Annotated in this window: 16 protein-coding genes; 5 read left to right on the plus strand and 11 right to left on the minus strand. The window is 42.8% G+C overall.

All coding sequences use genetic code 11. The features are described 5' to 3' along the window. Positions 1–94 precede the first annotated feature (94 nt). From EHS13_RS35390 to EHS13_RS35415, 6 genes are all read right to left on the minus strand, one after another. Positions 95–1,111 (minus strand): SDR family oxidoreductase, encoded by a 1,017-nt coding sequence (locus tag EHS13_RS35390; RefSeq protein WP_155704940.1) that lies wholly within the window; start codon positions 1,109–1,111, stop codon positions 95–97. A gap of 102 nt (positions 1,112–1,213) precedes the next feature. After that, a complete protein-coding gene (locus EHS13_RS35395) occupies positions 1,214–3,082 on the minus strand; it encodes a sensor histidine kinase (protein WP_155704942.1) in 1,869 nt (622 codons plus the stop codon). Further along, on the minus strand, positions 3,079–3,759 hold the full coding sequence (locus EHS13_RS35400) for a response regulator transcription factor (protein ID WP_155704944.1): 681 nt from the start codon (positions 3,757–3,759) through the stop codon (positions 3,079–3,081). The genes EHS13_RS35395 and EHS13_RS35400 overlap by 4 nt, the downstream gene beginning before the upstream one ends. A gap of 109 nt (positions 3,760–3,868) precedes the next feature. Beyond that, complete coding sequence (locus tag EHS13_RS35405) at positions 3,869–4,669, minus strand: hypothetical protein (protein WP_155704946.1); 801 nt, start codon at positions 4,667–4,669, stop codon at positions 3,869–3,871. A 711-nt stretch (positions 4,670–5,380) separates the two neighbouring features. Next, positions 5,381–6,001, minus strand: coding sequence for a glycoside hydrolase family 36 N-terminal domain-containing protein (locus EHS13_RS35410; protein ID WP_155704948.1), 621 nt, complete (start codon positions 5,999–6,001; stop codon positions 5,381–5,383). A 26-nt stretch (positions 6,002–6,027) separates the two neighbouring features. Beyond that, positions 6,028–6,846 (minus strand): carbohydrate ABC transporter permease, encoded by an 819-nt coding sequence (locus tag EHS13_RS35415; protein WP_155704950.1) that lies wholly within the window; start codon positions 6,844–6,846, stop codon positions 6,028–6,030. A gap of 131 nt (positions 6,847–6,977) precedes the next feature. Between EHS13_RS35415 and EHS13_RS35420 the strand changes: the two genes are divergently transcribed. Genes EHS13_RS35420 through EHS13_RS35435 form a run of 4 tightly spaced genes read left to right on the plus strand, consistent with a single transcriptional unit; the run spans position 6,978 to position 9,276 of the window. Next, positions 6,978–7,439 (plus strand): sensor histidine kinase, encoded by a 462-nt coding sequence (locus EHS13_RS35420; RefSeq protein ID WP_155704952.1) that lies wholly within the window; start codon positions 6,978–6,980, stop codon positions 7,437–7,439. After that, positions 7,388–7,759 carry a sensor histidine kinase gene (locus EHS13_RS37700; RefSeq protein WP_405083601.1) on the plus strand — a complete coding sequence of 124 codons (372 nt, stop codon included), beginning with the start codon at positions 7,388–7,390 and terminating at the stop codon, positions 7,757–7,759. The genes EHS13_RS35420 and EHS13_RS37700 overlap by 52 nt, the downstream gene beginning before the upstream one ends. Next, on the plus strand, positions 7,759–9,108 hold the full coding sequence (locus EHS13_RS35430) for a response regulator (RefSeq protein WP_155704956.1): 1,350 nt from the start codon (positions 7,759–7,761) through the stop codon (positions 9,106–9,108). The genes EHS13_RS37700 and EHS13_RS35430 overlap by 1 nt, the downstream gene beginning before the upstream one ends. Continuing rightward, positions 9,109–9,276 (plus strand): helix-turn-helix domain-containing protein, encoded by a 168-nt coding sequence (locus tag EHS13_RS35435; RefSeq protein WP_155704959.1) that lies wholly within the window; start codon positions 9,109–9,111, stop codon positions 9,274–9,276. A 21-nt stretch (positions 9,277–9,297) separates the two neighbouring features. Here EHS13_RS35435 and EHS13_RS35440 read toward each other — a convergent pair whose 3' ends face one another. From EHS13_RS35440 to EHS13_RS35455, 4 genes are all read right to left on the minus strand, one after another. Further along, the gene (locus EHS13_RS35440; protein ID WP_155704961.1) at positions 9,298–10,350 is read right to left on the minus strand and encodes an LLM class flavin-dependent oxidoreductase; all 1,053 of its coding nucleotides are present in this window, start codon (positions 10,348–10,350) and stop codon (positions 9,298–9,300) included. Between the two features lie 22 nt (positions 10,351–10,372). Then, positions 10,373–10,717, minus strand: a complete 345-nt coding sequence (locus EHS13_RS35445; protein ID WP_155704964.1) for a zinc ribbon domain-containing protein YjdM — start codon at positions 10,715–10,717, stop codon at positions 10,373–10,375. A gap of 78 nt (positions 10,718–10,795) precedes the next feature. Further along, the gene (locus EHS13_RS37105) at positions 10,796–11,077 is read right to left on the minus strand and encodes a hypothetical protein (protein ID WP_155704966.1); all 282 of its coding nucleotides are present in this window, start codon (positions 11,075–11,077) and stop codon (positions 10,796–10,798) included. A gap of 312 nt (positions 11,078–11,389) precedes the next feature. Continuing rightward, on the minus strand, positions 11,390–11,641 hold the full coding sequence (locus EHS13_RS35455; protein WP_155704968.1) for a hypothetical protein: 252 nt from the start codon (positions 11,639–11,641) through the stop codon (positions 11,390–11,392). 155 nt (positions 11,642–11,796) lie between these two features. Here EHS13_RS35455 and EHS13_RS35460 point away from each other — a divergent pair, with 155 nt between their 5' ends. Next, complete coding sequence (locus EHS13_RS35460) at positions 11,797–12,714, plus strand: aldo/keto reductase (protein ID WP_155704970.1); 918 nt, start codon at positions 11,797–11,799, stop codon at positions 12,712–12,714. Between the two features lie 110 nt (positions 12,715–12,824). Here the strand turns inward: EHS13_RS35460 and EHS13_RS35465 are convergent, their stop codons facing one another. Then, positions 12,825–14,981 carry a beta strand repeat-containing protein gene (locus EHS13_RS35465; protein WP_155704972.1) on the minus strand — a complete coding sequence of 719 codons (2,157 nt, stop codon included), beginning with the start codon at positions 14,979–14,981 and terminating at the stop codon, positions 12,825–12,827. Between the last annotated feature and the right edge of the window lie 77 nt (positions 14,982–15,058).

The raw sequence follows: 15,058 nt of genomic DNA on the forward strand, positions 1-15,058 counted from the left end.
CCCTAAACGGAAAGTTTTATAACTCAAAAAACCACCTACCATCATTTTCGACGAGAGGTGGGGCCTTCTAGCCTATTCTATTCCACTTAACTCTCTAGCCTTTTATTCTCCATATAGCAGCATCCAATTCTAGAACAACCTTATCACACCAGCTATCAAATTCCGTGTCTTCTGTTTGAAGCTCGGGATGGGCTAGAATGTACGCGATCGTTTGTTTAATACCTTGGTCAAGCCGCGTGGTTGCCTCGAATCCAGGGACAAGTCTTTTCAGCTTGGAGTTGTCAAAAACGACTGAGTTAGCTTTGTCTCCTAACAAACCACCCCGGTAATCCTCATCGCTGCATGCAGCCAAGAAATCAGATGAAACATGAACGGCATTAAGCTTAACTCCTAAAGCATCCGCAATGATTTCATGGATTTGATTCCAGGTTACCGTCTCATCTGTAGTGATATGAACAGACTCCCCAATTGCATGAATATTACCCATTAAACCAATGAAGCCTTTAGCAAAATCACTGTTATGTGTCATGGTCCACAGAGAAGTCCCATCTCCATGTATAATCACAGGCTTATTCTCTAGCATACGCTTAGCAACCTGCCAGCTTCCTTTGCTACCATGTACACCAAGCGGAATCGAACGTTCGTCATAGGTGTGGCTGGGTCTGATGATCGTGATCGGAAAGCCATTCTCCCGATATTGCTTAATTAAATACTCTTCGCAAGCAATCTTGTTGCGGGAGTACTCCCAGTATGGGTTCGATAGTGGAGTTCCCTCTGTAATTCTGTAGTCTGATAATGGCGTTTGGTAAGCAGAAGCCGAGCTGATAAAGATAAACTGTTTGGTTTTACCGTTAAATAAACGGAAATCTCTTTCCAATTGAGCCACACCAAAGGCAATAAAATCAGCAACGACATCAAACTGATGGTTCTCAATTAGCTTAGCTACGTTGGCTTCATCATTAATATCCGCTTTAATAATGTTCACTCCAGCAGGCAGGTTCTCATTCCGATTGCCTCTATTGAGTAGATAAAGCTCACAGCCTTCTTCTAACAGCTGCTTGGTAATGCCCGAGCTAATAATTCCCGTTCCACCGATAAATAGTACCTTCATAGTCCGCCTCCAGAGTAAATTTAATCAACCTCAACAATTAATGTAACCTTGCTGTATTACTACAATTTTACAGCAATATTATTCCATGTCAAAGACCAAATATCAGTGACTATTCATTAGAGTAAAATAGAAACGGACCCCATTATCTGTATTTTCAACGCCAAACCTGCTATCGTGCATCTCTAGAATATTCTTTACAATCGATAACCCGAGTCCCGTGCCTCCTGTTTTGCGATCTCGCGATTTTTCTGCCCTATAGAAGCGATCCCAGATTAATTTCAGGTCATCCTCTGCAATAGGGCTCCCGCTATTCTCTATATAAATATGGACCTTATTTTCGAGCTTACTGGTGCCTATTGTAATACTGCCTTCATAATCCGTATGCCTTATTGCGTTATTCAGAATGTTGGTTATAACCTGCTCGATTCTTCTAAAATCACCGTAAACTTTGAGGGTTTCCGTTTCATGCTTAATCGTAATCCGCTTCTCCTTAATACGATTGATTAGCCTAGCCTCAACGTCACCCACAAGATCCATAATATCAAAGCTCTCTGCGTCCAGCTTGTAAGCCTTGGATTCAAGCTTAGCCAAATCAAGTAAATCCAAAACCAAGTCATCCATCTTATCAATTTCATCCAAAATGACATCAATATAATGTTCTCTTTTATGCTCGGCTATATTATCCTTAACTCCTTCGGCAAATCCTTTGATAATTCCCAGAGGTGTTTTGAGCTCGTGCGAGACGCTTGCGACGAATTCTTTGCGCATGGTTTCAAGTAGCTTCTCTTTCTCAATATCAAGCTGCAGCTGCTCATTAGCCACTTTTAATTCACTTAGACTAGAGCCAAGGTTTCGAGATAACCGGTTTAAGCTTACCGCCATATTTCCTAATTCATCCGTAGATTTTACCGGAACTTCCTCGGAGAAATCCAAATTAGCCATTCTAGCAGCAACTTGATTCATCTTAATTAGGGGCTTTGTGATAATCTTAGAAAATAGCAGTGCCATAGCAGCGATAAGGATCAACGCCACAAGAAATCCATAAATATAGTAATTTTTCATTACATCAACCGCTTCTCCTACAGGCTGGAGCGACGATATGGCAAATACGTACTCAGAAGTTCCGTCGTCTTTGGTTACTGGCTTAGCAAAAACGATATTATCCATGCCGTTTGAAGGGCTCGTATATTGAAATTGAATGGTTTTACCCGGTTCGATTGTAATATGATTCAGCAGCTTGAGCCCATTCCAGTAATCAATCGAGGACCACAGCAGCTCCTTGTTATAGCTAGCCATTTGTGAAATCTGTGTGGGTATTTCCAAAGCTATTATTTTACCATCTATTTTCTTTTGGCTAAGCTCTATACCCACTATGGATACGGCTGTTGCTTTTTTAAGGGTGGCTACGGGTGTAAGCGTTGTTTGAGTTATGCCGGACAACGTAAAGTTAGGATTGGCAGCTGTTGTAGCATTCACTATCTTAAGATTAGAATTTTCCCATTTTTCATTATCATTTGAAATGCTGGACAGATAACTAACCTGATTGTGTGTATCGTCAATAATCCCTTCTACCTCTACCTGCAGTCCAATAGCCAGCTTTAACTTTTGAAATTCCTCTAAGTAGACAATGTTGTTTAAAGGTATCTTGTATTGCTGTTTATCCGTCGTTTCCACAATAAAGTCGTAGGCAGGAGTAAATTTTACCGTCCCTTTTTCATCCAAAATCGCGATCTGCGTATTATTCTGGTCAGCAAACTTATTAACGTTTCGCGTTATATCTGCGCTATCCCATTTTTCCTTTTCATACAACAGGCTGAATTTCTCAATACTATTTTCTAATTTTGATTTTTTCATGCTTAAATAGAAGCTTTTGTAGAATAGAGTTTGGCCTGCCATGAACACACCTAAGAATAAGGAAAACGACAGCAAAGTAATCATAAACAATTTAAACGTTACGCTGCGCTTTTTCATTTATTCACCTCGAACTTATAGCCTGATCCAATCACAGTAGAGATATAAATTGATTTATCGCCGAGTTTATTCCGCAGCTTCTTAATATGGGTATCCACTGCCCGTAAATCTCCAAAAAAGTCATAACCCCAAACCTTGCTTAAAATACTTTCTCTCGTCAAAACAATTCCTTTATTTTCTATTAAATAGAGCAATAAATCATATTCCTTGGGTGCGAGCTCAATTTTTTCACTATCTATTTTCACCGTATGGGAGAGCCTATTAATTTCAATCCCATTGTACGCAAAAAAACCATCCATTTGGCCGATTGAGCCTTCTGCTCTTTTTAGCAGCATTTTAGCTTTGGCTACTAATACCCTTGGACTAAATGGCTTAGTTACATAATCATCCGCACCTAGGTCATACCCCATTAATTTGTCGTCTTCATCCGCACGCGAGGTTAGCATGATTATAGGCACATCTGATATTTTTCTTAATCTTTTGCAAACGGACCACCCATCCACCTCAGGTATCATAATATCCAGCAAAACCAAATCTACTGCTTCTATTTCAAAAAGCTCCAGGGCTTTTCTACCATTCTCAGCTTCAATAATTCTAAAATCTTCTTGTGAAAAATAATCGACAACTATCTCTCTCATTCGTATATCATCCTCAACCAAAAGGATATTCTTATTCATCTGGAAACCTCGCTCTCTTGCTTATGTAAGAATAATAAGAAGCAATACGACATAATCTATGCTTATAAGTATACTATAAACAAAATTTATGTCGTATTGGTGAAATATGTTAATTGCTTATTTTTACTGTTTTACCGTTTGCAGTTATCTCTCCAGCTAAGAAGAGCTGGGTTCCTTCATTTAGAGCTGATAGGGTAAAGCTGCCTTCTGCTGGTGCAACAAAGCTTACTTTTCCATTCTCAACAACTTTTAGCGTGCCAACTTGAACTTTAGATAAATCAGGCAAAGGGCCTTTTACTGCTGTTAATGTAGTAATGCTATCTTTGCTTATTGCTGTAGTGCTTACTGGTGTAGCGCTTGATAGTGTAGCACCAACTGCTTTAGCTTCTTTAGCATCAATTGCTTTCAAATCAACATGACCTACAGCTTTAATGCTTGGAGCCGCAGTAAAGGTAAGATCTGCTCCTTTAATTAACTTCGAAGCATCTACAGCTGTTAATGGAGTTAGTGTACCTTCTGCTACTTTTAGAGTCTTAATGTCAATTGGCTTTGCACTCACAGTAAGCGAAGCTAAGCTAGAAACTGACTTTACATTAGCTAGATCAGGCTGTGTGCTTTTCAAGGTTACTTCCGTACCTACCTTCAGACCAAGATCACTAAAACCATTAATCGTCGAGAGCTTCCACAACGGTACTAGATAAACCTTGCCGTCTTTGGCAGTTACAGTCAATTCGCCTTTAGAGATCTTATCTACCTTGCCCGAAATCTCCAAAGGCATGCTGCGTGCCACGGTTGTAAACTTACTCACTGCTGCTTGATTCGTACCTGTTTCCTGTGCAGCAAATGCTGCTGTTGCTGACGGCAGAACCGCCATTGAAAGGGCCATGGATAACATAATTGCTTTCTTCATACTGTATTACCTCCAATAGTTTATTTTTGCTACAAATTGATTATATTTGACCGGTGTGTATTTCCTGTGTACCTCAGTTAACTTCCATGTGTACAATTTATAAAGTTAGTATTGGAAAAAACTGTCGAAATTAAGCCCCTTTTAGGCAGGGAAACAAAGTAATATAGCGAAATTTAAAAGTTAGTAGAATAACAATCCTATTTGGACAGGAGGGATACGTTTTATGAGTAATGAACGGCCTAGAGCTTGTGCAGCTATTATTAAAGATGATTCTATTCTTATGGTTCGTGAAATTGAAAATGCTAGAGAGTTTTGGACATTGCCTGGAGGCCAACATTAGGACATGACCCCGAATTAGCAAAAGATCTACAAGTTTTAAAGGAAGTAGGATGGCACACTTTAGAAAGTATGAAGGACGATCATCAGGTTTCTCAAGTTATAAAGGCAATGGCGCAATCTTTATAGACGAGAATTAATAGGGAGAATATTTGGTATTACAATAAATTTAGAGCGCTAACCCTTAGGTCAGCGCTCTTCCTTAATAGAACTATCTTCCTTATCACTAGCCTTATCTCCTAACAATGAATCCAGTTTCTCTAGTAAGCTGCCCAAGAGGCGCTTATTTCCCTCTAAACTTACCACTTGTTGGATTAGAGGCCAATAAGGCCGCTATTCATCATTTAAACCATTTGAATAGCATAAAGCCTTGCACTAAAGGGCTCTTCCAAACGAATGGTAAATGCGGCTAGCGAGGTTGAATGCAGAGAACAGTCCAGCTTCCTCTGCGGAAACCGACTTCTTCTGCCCCTCCCAATACCACGAAGAAGGAAAGCTGTGAATCATAATCTGCTCTCCAAACTCAGCTTTGTTAAAAAAAGGCATCCCGTGTAGGCTGAAGGATCCTAAATGCTCAATTGAAATTGGCACTTCGGAAAGATTTACGAGTGAAACAAACCGCGTTAGAGCGGGAGAATGCTCATATATTCGATAATGATAATTGATTTGCAGCTGTGACCGCACATCCAATGTTGTAATCACCAATTCCTGCTCGTTCTCACCTGCTACAATTTGAAAGCTCTGATACTCCGCCCGCTGACTGGCACTGCAGCCAATCCACCTCAGCCCATGGTGCTGGGCCCGATTCTCACGGTAGATGTGAACCTCCGCCTCAGGCTGCAGATCAAGCTCCATAATTTGATCTACCAGATCGTCCGTCCACAAACCAACAGGCAGAAAACCAATATGATGACATTGGTTATTCTTCAAGCCTATTCGATAATCAAAATATTGATTTCTAATGATCCACTGCTGCTTACTATCGTCATAAAACAACAGTCACGCCTCCCAGCGTCTATAAATTATCCCTTAATCGCTCCTGCAGTCAGCTCATCGATAATCAGCTTTTGCCCAACTGCATAAACCAGTAGAATAGGCAGCATGGCGATAATTAAATTGGCAAAAATTAAGTTCCAATCCGAACCAAATTTAGATTTAAAAGCAAACACGGAAAGCGGGATTGTCCACTTCTCTGAATTATTCAGAAAATACAACGGCAGCTGGAAATCATTCCAAACCCCGAGGAAAACAAAAATCAACGCAGTGGTAATGGAAGGAACCAATAACGGCAATATAATCCGAACGAATAGTCCGATCCCATGTGAACCGTCCACAAATGCCGATTCGTCGATTTCTTTGGGAATCGATTTTACAAACCCGGTCATCATCAGAATAATGAAAGGTGAATTTAAGGCAGCATATAACAGAATGACACCCGTAAAATGATTATTCAAATGGAAAAACTGCATCAGCTTAAAGGTTGGAATAACCGAAGATGGCGCTATTAATCCGGCTACAAAGATTAAATAAATCACATTCATCACTTTACCTGAACGTCGAGCGATAATGAATGCGGCCAAGACACCAATACTGATAGTGAGTACGACAGAGCCTCCTGTAACAATACTGCTGTTAATTAGCCCGCGCAGCATCCTCCCCTGCTCAAAAACAACCGAAAAGTTGCTCCACATCCATTCACTAGGAAGCGTAAGTTTCAAGACAGCCGCTTCTTGCGTATTTTTCAACGCATTTAAGACAATAAACAAGAGTGGAATAAAGATGATTAAGCTTAAGATACACATAAGCACCCATTTAACGAATAATAGCGGTTTATTAGTCATAGCTGAACCTCCCGTTTACGAAGGAAATATAAAGCTATGAAAGATATAACAGCTATTGCAATAAAATCCTCAAGCTGCAGCGGTACGTTCGAAAAGTTAATTTGGCGGATGTTCCGTTTTCATTATCGCCATTGCAATTTAAATACTCCTACGAAGTAAACGAGCTATATGAAACCATTGTCAAAATGACATTGGGCTTCCATACCTCGATGAATCAGGTAATCGATTTGCAGCATCGTGAGAATATCGCTCAGATGCAAGCGCTGTATGCCCAAATGAATCCTCACTTTTTGTATAATACTCTGAGCTCGATTGGCAGACTGGCGGAAGAATCGGCTAATCCGAATGTAGCGCAAATGTGTTATAAGCTTACTCAAATGATGCGATACAGCACCCAGTCTATCTCTACTCCAGTAGCTATTAAAGAGGAGCTTAAACACGCTGTTTCTTTCCTGGAGCTGATGAAGATGCGTTTTGAGTATCAATTTCAATATGAAGTCTGGCTGGATCCTGCCCTTGAAGAGGAATTAGTCCAAAGCTGCTGCTTCAGCCCTTTCTCGAAAACTGCTTTACCCATGCTTTCCAGCAGGTAGAGCCCCCTTGGTCAATCCAGATTAATATTAGCAGCAGTCCAAGCGATGATGGCACATGGGTTATTTCGATTAAAGATAATGGAATTGGTTTTAGCCAAGCAGCACTTGAGCAGATCCAGCGGATTACCGAGCATTTGCACTCCGGCCAAACCCTAGAGCTCCTGGAAATTACCAAGCGCGGACTAGGGAGTGTTGGAGTTGAGAATACATTAACCCGCTGCCGCATGTTCTGGGAAGATCGAGTTCAATTTAACGTGAGCAATCTGCCTGAAGGCGCCGAAATTCGCATGATCATTCGTAATAGAGGGGAGACGATCTAATGTTTCGCGTTGTCATTGTTGAAGATGAGCCCCCAATTATACGCAGTATTAAAGAGAAAATTATCAGCATTGACCCTGACTTTAAAGTAGTTGGCGAGTACCATAACGGGACTGCAGCGATGCTGGAAATGGATATCGTAAAGCCGCATGTGCTGATTACAGATTTGCAGATGCCTGTTATGGATGGGGCTGCATTATTGGAGCAGGTGCGTGAGAAATATCCGGAGATTATATGCGTCATTCTCACTGGATATCAGAATTACGAATATACCCGCATGGCAATACGCCGGGGTATTACAGACTATCTATTAAAGCCACCAACCGTGGATAGTATAGCAGAGCTGCTGACTGCTCTTAAAGATAATCTCATGCAGAACCAATCGTTGGTCGAAGCGGAAATCCTCCAGCATATGGCTTTTCCCAACCATCATTCACTTGAGAATTTCACCAAAACGGAGAAGATGGCACGCGAATATTTCTACCATGCGAATTATATATTGCTATATGCCTGGATTCCTCCAGAGCTGCAGACCAGCCTCCCTTTAACACAGCTGTTGGATAAGGCTGGCGAATTTCCCAGACAAGGGGAACGGCATTATCTAATTTCTGCTTCTGCACATGAGTGTATCCTCTTATTTGGTATTCATGATATTCAGGAGAAGCGCTACCTGGAGATTGAAGCGGATCTCCGAGGATTATCAGATACCGAAGCAGTCAGCTTCGTCTTACTGCCAGTTGAAGACGGTCTTGCCCGCATCCCGCAGCTGCTTACTAAAGCACGCAAAGCGGCTTTCACCCATAATTATGTAGAAAAAATGTCTTTTGAGGTTGTTAAAGCTGCTGAACCCATACATGATTCCCGTAGAATGGATCTCTCTGTTAATCATTTGAACCATTTAATTTCTTTTCAGCGCAAGCAAAAGCAGCATGAATTCGAAAAGCAGCTGTTATCAATAATCGCCATCTGTGAATTGGAAGCAGCCCCGAGGGCATTGTGGGTGGAAACGATGCAGCATCTTGTAAGGGTACTCGAATCCAATGCGCAGCCATCGATAGCTTCTGATAAAGCCAGAAGCATGGAGGATGAGATCAAGCATGCGATTTGGGGAACCCGAGAATCCGCGTTAATTATCGATCATCTCAAGCGCATTTTCGGAAGACTTTTTCAGGAAAATGAAGAAGCAGAGCAAGCAGATTGGCTTACCGAGGTAGAGGAATATCTGGAGAAATATTACGTGACCAATATCTCGCTGACCGATCTTTCCGAGAAATTCAACCTGAACCCTTCCTATCTCAGCTATGTTTTTAAGAGTAAAAATCACAAATCTCCCTTGGATTATCTAATATAACTGCGGGTCGAAGAAGCCAAACGGTTGATTAAAGAGCATCCACGCTTGCTGTTTAAAGATATTGCAGAGCAAGTTGGTTATCCAGATCCTTATTACTTCAGTAAGCTGTTCAAGCAAATTACCGGCCTGACACCAACCGAATACAAAAGAGCTCAGCTATATAGCTGAGCCCTCATAAATCTGCCTATACTACTCGTTCTCTGCTTCCCATCTAGCTATTTCATCGCGAACACGCGGCGCTACTTCTTTACCCAGCAGCTCAATGGCTCTCATGACTTCTTCGTGAGGCATTGTACCGATAGGCACATGCAGGAAGAAGCGTGTAATTCCTACGTTCTTGCGGAGGTGTATAATTTTCTGGGCGACAGTCTCTGGGTCACCTACATATAAAGCTCCTTCGAAGCTGCGTGCAGCATCAAAGCTGGATCGGTCGTAATGGCCCCAGCCCCGCTCTTTGCCGAGCATATTCATCGTTGCTTGAGTAGATGGGAAGAATTTATCTGCCGCGAGCTCCGTGTTCTCACCAACAAAACCATGGGAGTGAGAAGCAACAGGCAGCTTCGATACATCATGGCCTGCATGAGTAGCTGCTTTCTTATAGAGCTGCACCAGTGGTGCAAATTGCAGCGGACTTCCGCCAATAATCGCTAGTACAAGCGGTAAACCAAGCAGACCAGCACGGATAACGGATTCCGAATTTCCCCCGCTCCCTATCCACACGGGTAAAGGATTCTGCACAGGCCGCGGGTATACACCTAGATTAGTAAAAGCTGGTCGATGCCCGCCCTTCCAGGTTACCTTCTCCGAATCCCGTAATTTTAGCAGCAGCTCCAGCTTCTCTTCGAACAACTCATCATAGTCTTTTAGATCATAGCCAAACAGTGGAAAGGATTCTATAAATGAACCCCGACCTGCCATAATCTCTGCTCGTCCATTCGAAATACCGTCTAGTGTAGCAAAATCCTGAAACACACGCACCGGATCGGCCGATGATAGCACAGTAACGGCACTAGTCAGGCGAATTCGTTTCGTCTGTGAAGCAGCCGCAGCCAGCAAGACTACAGGCGAAGACGCTGCATAATCTTTACGATGATGTTCGCCTACGCCAAATACATCCAGCCCAACTTGATCGGCAAGCACAATTTCCTCGACAACCTCACGCAATCGCTGCGCATGACTCATTACTTCACCTGTTTGAACATCTGGTGATGTTTCTACAAACGTGCTTACTCCTATCTCCACTTACAATCCCTCCCACTTATATTTATAGTTTTTTAACAAACTCAGATTTCAATTTCATAGCTCCAAAGCCGTCAATTTTGCAATCAATATTGTGATCCCCATCCACTATCAGGCGGATATTTTTGACTTTCGTGCCTATTTTCAGATCAGATGTGCTTCCTTTTACCTTAAGGTTTTTGATTATAGTAATCGAATCACCATCATTTAAAATATTACCATTGGCATCTTTGACAATATTGTTCTCTTCACTGTTTCCAGATTCTACTTCTAAAGTCCACTCATGACCACATTCTGGACAAACCAAAAGGCTTCCGTTTTCGTAAGTGTATTGTGAATTGCATTGTGGGCAATTAGGTAAATCCGCCATAACTTCACAGTCTCCATTCGATGTTGTTGATCCAAGTATATTTGAATTACGGCAAGGATTCCACTAAATGCGACAAAGCTAACTCTTGATATAATCCATAAGCCGGATCTTGGTCTCTGAAATATCCTCTGTTCGCTCTTGTTCAAATTGTTCCGAGGTCTGACTAATTATGAGGTTCCATCCTCCTGAATATGTTCTTGTTTTAGTTAAATCAATGAATTTATGCGATTCACGATTACCAATTACTTCGAATAAATCTGAATATGGCTTAAAGCCATCCGGAGTAAACCACTGGACATCTGCACTCTCCATTGTGATATAAGCGCCGTTTTCAAATTGTTTTATTGGACGAACAAGCACTTCAGCCGATTCGAAATCACGGAGTGAAGGTTTTTCCTCCTGATTAATCCTAGTTTTAACAATAACGTTATCCCCCCATTCTTTAGATTCAACTATTTCTAAGATGAACGCCCCGCCATAATTCCCATTAGAAAGCTGAAAAACAATGCAGTCTCCCTTTTGAAATATTGCTGGCTTATAGCGAAATTTCCTTCGTTTTTTTGGACTCTCTTTAACTACAGAAAAAGCTGCTAAGAACTTGGAGAGTACCTTTCTTCTTGCAATTATGTCCTTTTCACTTGCTTCAAGCTCTCTCCAGATTCGTATATCTTCTTAACCTTCTATCAAAGATTTTACTTTTTCAAACACCTCAGGTTCAAGTGCCTTACATTCCCATTGTGCTTTGGCTAATGCAAACCAAAAATTAGTATGATCCTCTTCACAGCGAATGGTTTCATCAAATATCTCAATTAACGCTCTTGAAATCTCATCTGCTTCCTGACCCTCATTGTACATGGAGAAAAATCTTTCATACACTTCACAGTAGGTATCATTGCTAGAAATCCCCGTTCCCCATGCCCCCATTATCTCACTCCTCATTTAAGCTTAGTCTTATTTTACAATAACCACAGTTACTTTTCTTTAACTTACTTACTAATATTTCAGCCCTTACTTACGACTGTTAATTCAGCTATACTAATTCCAGCAAGTAATGTAATCACTTAGGAGGAAATAAACCAATGAGGACAATAAAACTGGGTTCCAGCACATTAGAGGTGCCGGTCGTTGCAGTAGGGTGTATGCGTATTGATTCACTAGACAAAGCTGGGGCTGAACGATTTGTTCAAACAGCGCTTGAAGAAGGTGCAAACTTCTTCGATCATGCAGATATATACGCCGCTGGTAAATGTGAGGAAATATTCGCGGATGCTATCCACATGAATGCAAGTATTCGTGAGAAAATCATCCTGCAATCCAAGTGCGGCATTAGAAAAGGCATGTTCGACTTTTCCAAGGAACATATCCTTGAGTCAGTAGACAACATCTTGAAACGATTGAAAACCGATTATCTGGACATTCTACTACTGCACCGCCCAGATACGTTAGTTGAACCGGAAGAAGTAGCAGCGGCTTTTGATATTCTTGAAAGCTCCGGTAAAGTGAGGCATTTCGGTGTTTCCAATCAGACTCCTATGCAGATCCAACTGTTGAAGAAATCAGTGAAGCAACCGATTGTTGCCAACCAATTGCAATTAAGTATTACCAATGCAACTATGATTACTCATGGATTTAATGTGAATATGGAGAATGCTGCTGCAGTAAGTCGGGACGAAGGCGTGCTTGATTATTGCCGACTGAATGATATCACTATCCAGCCTTGGTCACCATTCCAATACGGATTCTTTGAGGGTGTATTCCTCGATAATGCTAAATTTCCGGTATTGAACCAAAAAATTGACGAAGTTGCAAAGAAATATGAAGTTAGCAACACAACGATTGCAATCGCTTGGCTTTTGCGCCATCCTGCACACATGCAGCCTGTAATCGGCACGATGAATATTGATCGGTTAAAGGACTGTATTAAAGCAAGCGATATTCATCTGACACGTGAAGAATGGTATGCTATCCTTCTTGCTGCAGGTAATGTGCTTCCTTAATGCAAGAACTTGCTAAATAATAAACCTCTATTCTTACACAATAAGAGCAATCAAACAGGATCTTTACTCCTGAATGATTGCTCTTTATTGATTCGTATATGTTCGATGAATTAAACTAACCCAGCGATCCAAGGTGATAATAGTAAACTTGTATCACTTGTATTTATTAACTGGCCAACTGTAAATCCTAAGATATTCTGAACCCTGAAATTGATCGCAAAAGCGTTTACTACTGTCCCTGACCCTGTACTACGACCACCTAAAGTTGATCCGTTAATTTGGTTGTATACAGCAAGATAATATAAAATATTACCTGAAAGAGTAGTAGGTGTAGTTAACGGTAAGATAAACAAACCACCTGTTAATGAAGTTGCTACCGTAGTTACAGCAACAACTATAGCGGACGAAGAAGAAAGTGGTTGTAAGACTGCCAGTTGGAAGGTACCTACGTTACTACCTATTTGAGTGACATAAACGGCAAGTCTACTGATTGGAGTTTGTTGTCCATTAAAAGCAAGCGCTCCTAGTGCCTGGTTGTTTCCTCCACCAACATTAAATGCAATTAATGAATTTATGTCCCCTATTTTAACAGTTTCAATAAATGCTGCACTTGTCCCTGTTGCTCCTGTTACTCCCGTTACTCCAGTTGCCCCAGTTGCTCCCGTTACTCCTGTTGCTCCTGTTACTCCAGTTGCACCCGTTACCCCAGTTGCTCCCGTTACTCCTGTTGCTCCCGTTACTCCTGTTGTTCCCGTTACTCCTGTTGCTCCCGTTACTCCTGTTGCTCCCGTTACTCCTGTTGCTCCAGTTGCTCCCGTTGCTCCCGTTGCTCCTGTTGTTCCTGTTACTCCAGTTGCTCCTGTTGCTCCTGTTGCTCCTGTTGCTCCTGTAGCTCCTGTTGCTCCCGTTGCTCCCGTTACTCCCGTTACTCCCGTTACTCCAGTTGCTCCTGTTGCTCCCGTTACACCTGTTGCGCCAGTTACGCCAGTTACGCCAGTTACGCCAGTTGCACCCGTTACTCCTGTTGCTCCTGTTGCTCCTGTTGCTCCTGGATCGCCTGTTGCACCCGTTACCCCAGTTGCTCCTGTTACTCCCGGATCACCTGTTGCACCCGTTACCCCAGTTGCTCCTGTCACTCCCGAATCACCTGTTGCACCCATTACCCCAGTTGCGCCTGTTACTCCCGGATCACCCGTTGCACCCGTCACTCCAGTTACTCCCGCTACTCCCGGATCGCCTGTTGCACCCGTTACCCCAGTTGCTCCTGTCACTCCTGGATCGCCTGTTGCACCCGTTACCCCAGTTGCACCTGTTACTCCCGGATCGCCTGTTGCACCCGTTACCCCAGTTGCACCCGTCACTCCCGGATCGCCCGTTGCACCCGTCACTCCAGTTGCACCTGTTACTCCCGGATCGCCTGTTGCACCCGTTACCCCAGTTGCTCCCGCTACTCCCGGATCGCCTGTTGCACCTGTTACCCCAGTTGCTCCTGTTACTCCCGGATCACCTGTTGCACCCGTCACTCCAGTTGCGCCTGTTACACCTGTTGCGCCAGTTACGCCAGTTGCACCCGTTACTCCTGTTGTTCCTGTTACTCCAGTTGCACCTGTTACTCCCGGATCGCCTGTTGCACCCATTACGCCAGTTGCTCCCGCTACTCCCGGATCGCCTGTTGCACCCGTTACCCCAGTTGCTCCCGCTACTCCCGGATCGCCTGTTGCACCCGTTACCCCAGTTGCTCCCGTCACTCCAGTTGCGCCCGCTACTCCCGGATCGCCCGTTGCACCCGCTACCCCAGTTGCTCCCGTTACCCCAGTTGCACCCGTTACCCCAGTTGCTCCTGTTACTCCCGGATCGCCCGTTGCACCCGTCACTCCAGTTGCCCCCGCTACTCCCGGATCACCCGTTGCCCCTGTCACTCCAGTAGTACCCGTTGCTCCAGTAGCACCCATAGTTCCTACCGTTCCAGAGGAAGCTGTAGCCTTCAGAATGGCCTCGAGCTTATTCTCTAAAAGCATTTCTTTCTTAATCGCTTCTCTCATTGTCGCTTGAACACTTTCATTCACTAGTAGGATTGTACTAATGGAAGTCGGTATAGTTAGTCCTGGGAGAGTCCCCAAGCTATACTGAATTTTTTCTGCCTCGGCATTAATAATATGGCTTAGACCTAATTCTTCCATCGCAATCGATGCTAACAAGAGATTGAACACATCATCTCTAGTTATACTAATTGTTGGTGTAATATTTGGTATATTCGCTTGTGACATTCACTTACCCCTTTCGTTATCAATTAGATTTCATTAATTTTTCATTCTACCCTCTTCATTTAGTTGTGAAATTGCCT

It is taken from the genome of Paenibacillus psychroresistens (assembly GCF_009728935.1).
Lineage (GTDB): Bacteria > Bacillota > Bacilli > Paenibacillales > NBRC-103111 > Paenibacillus_AC > Paenibacillus_AC psychroresistens.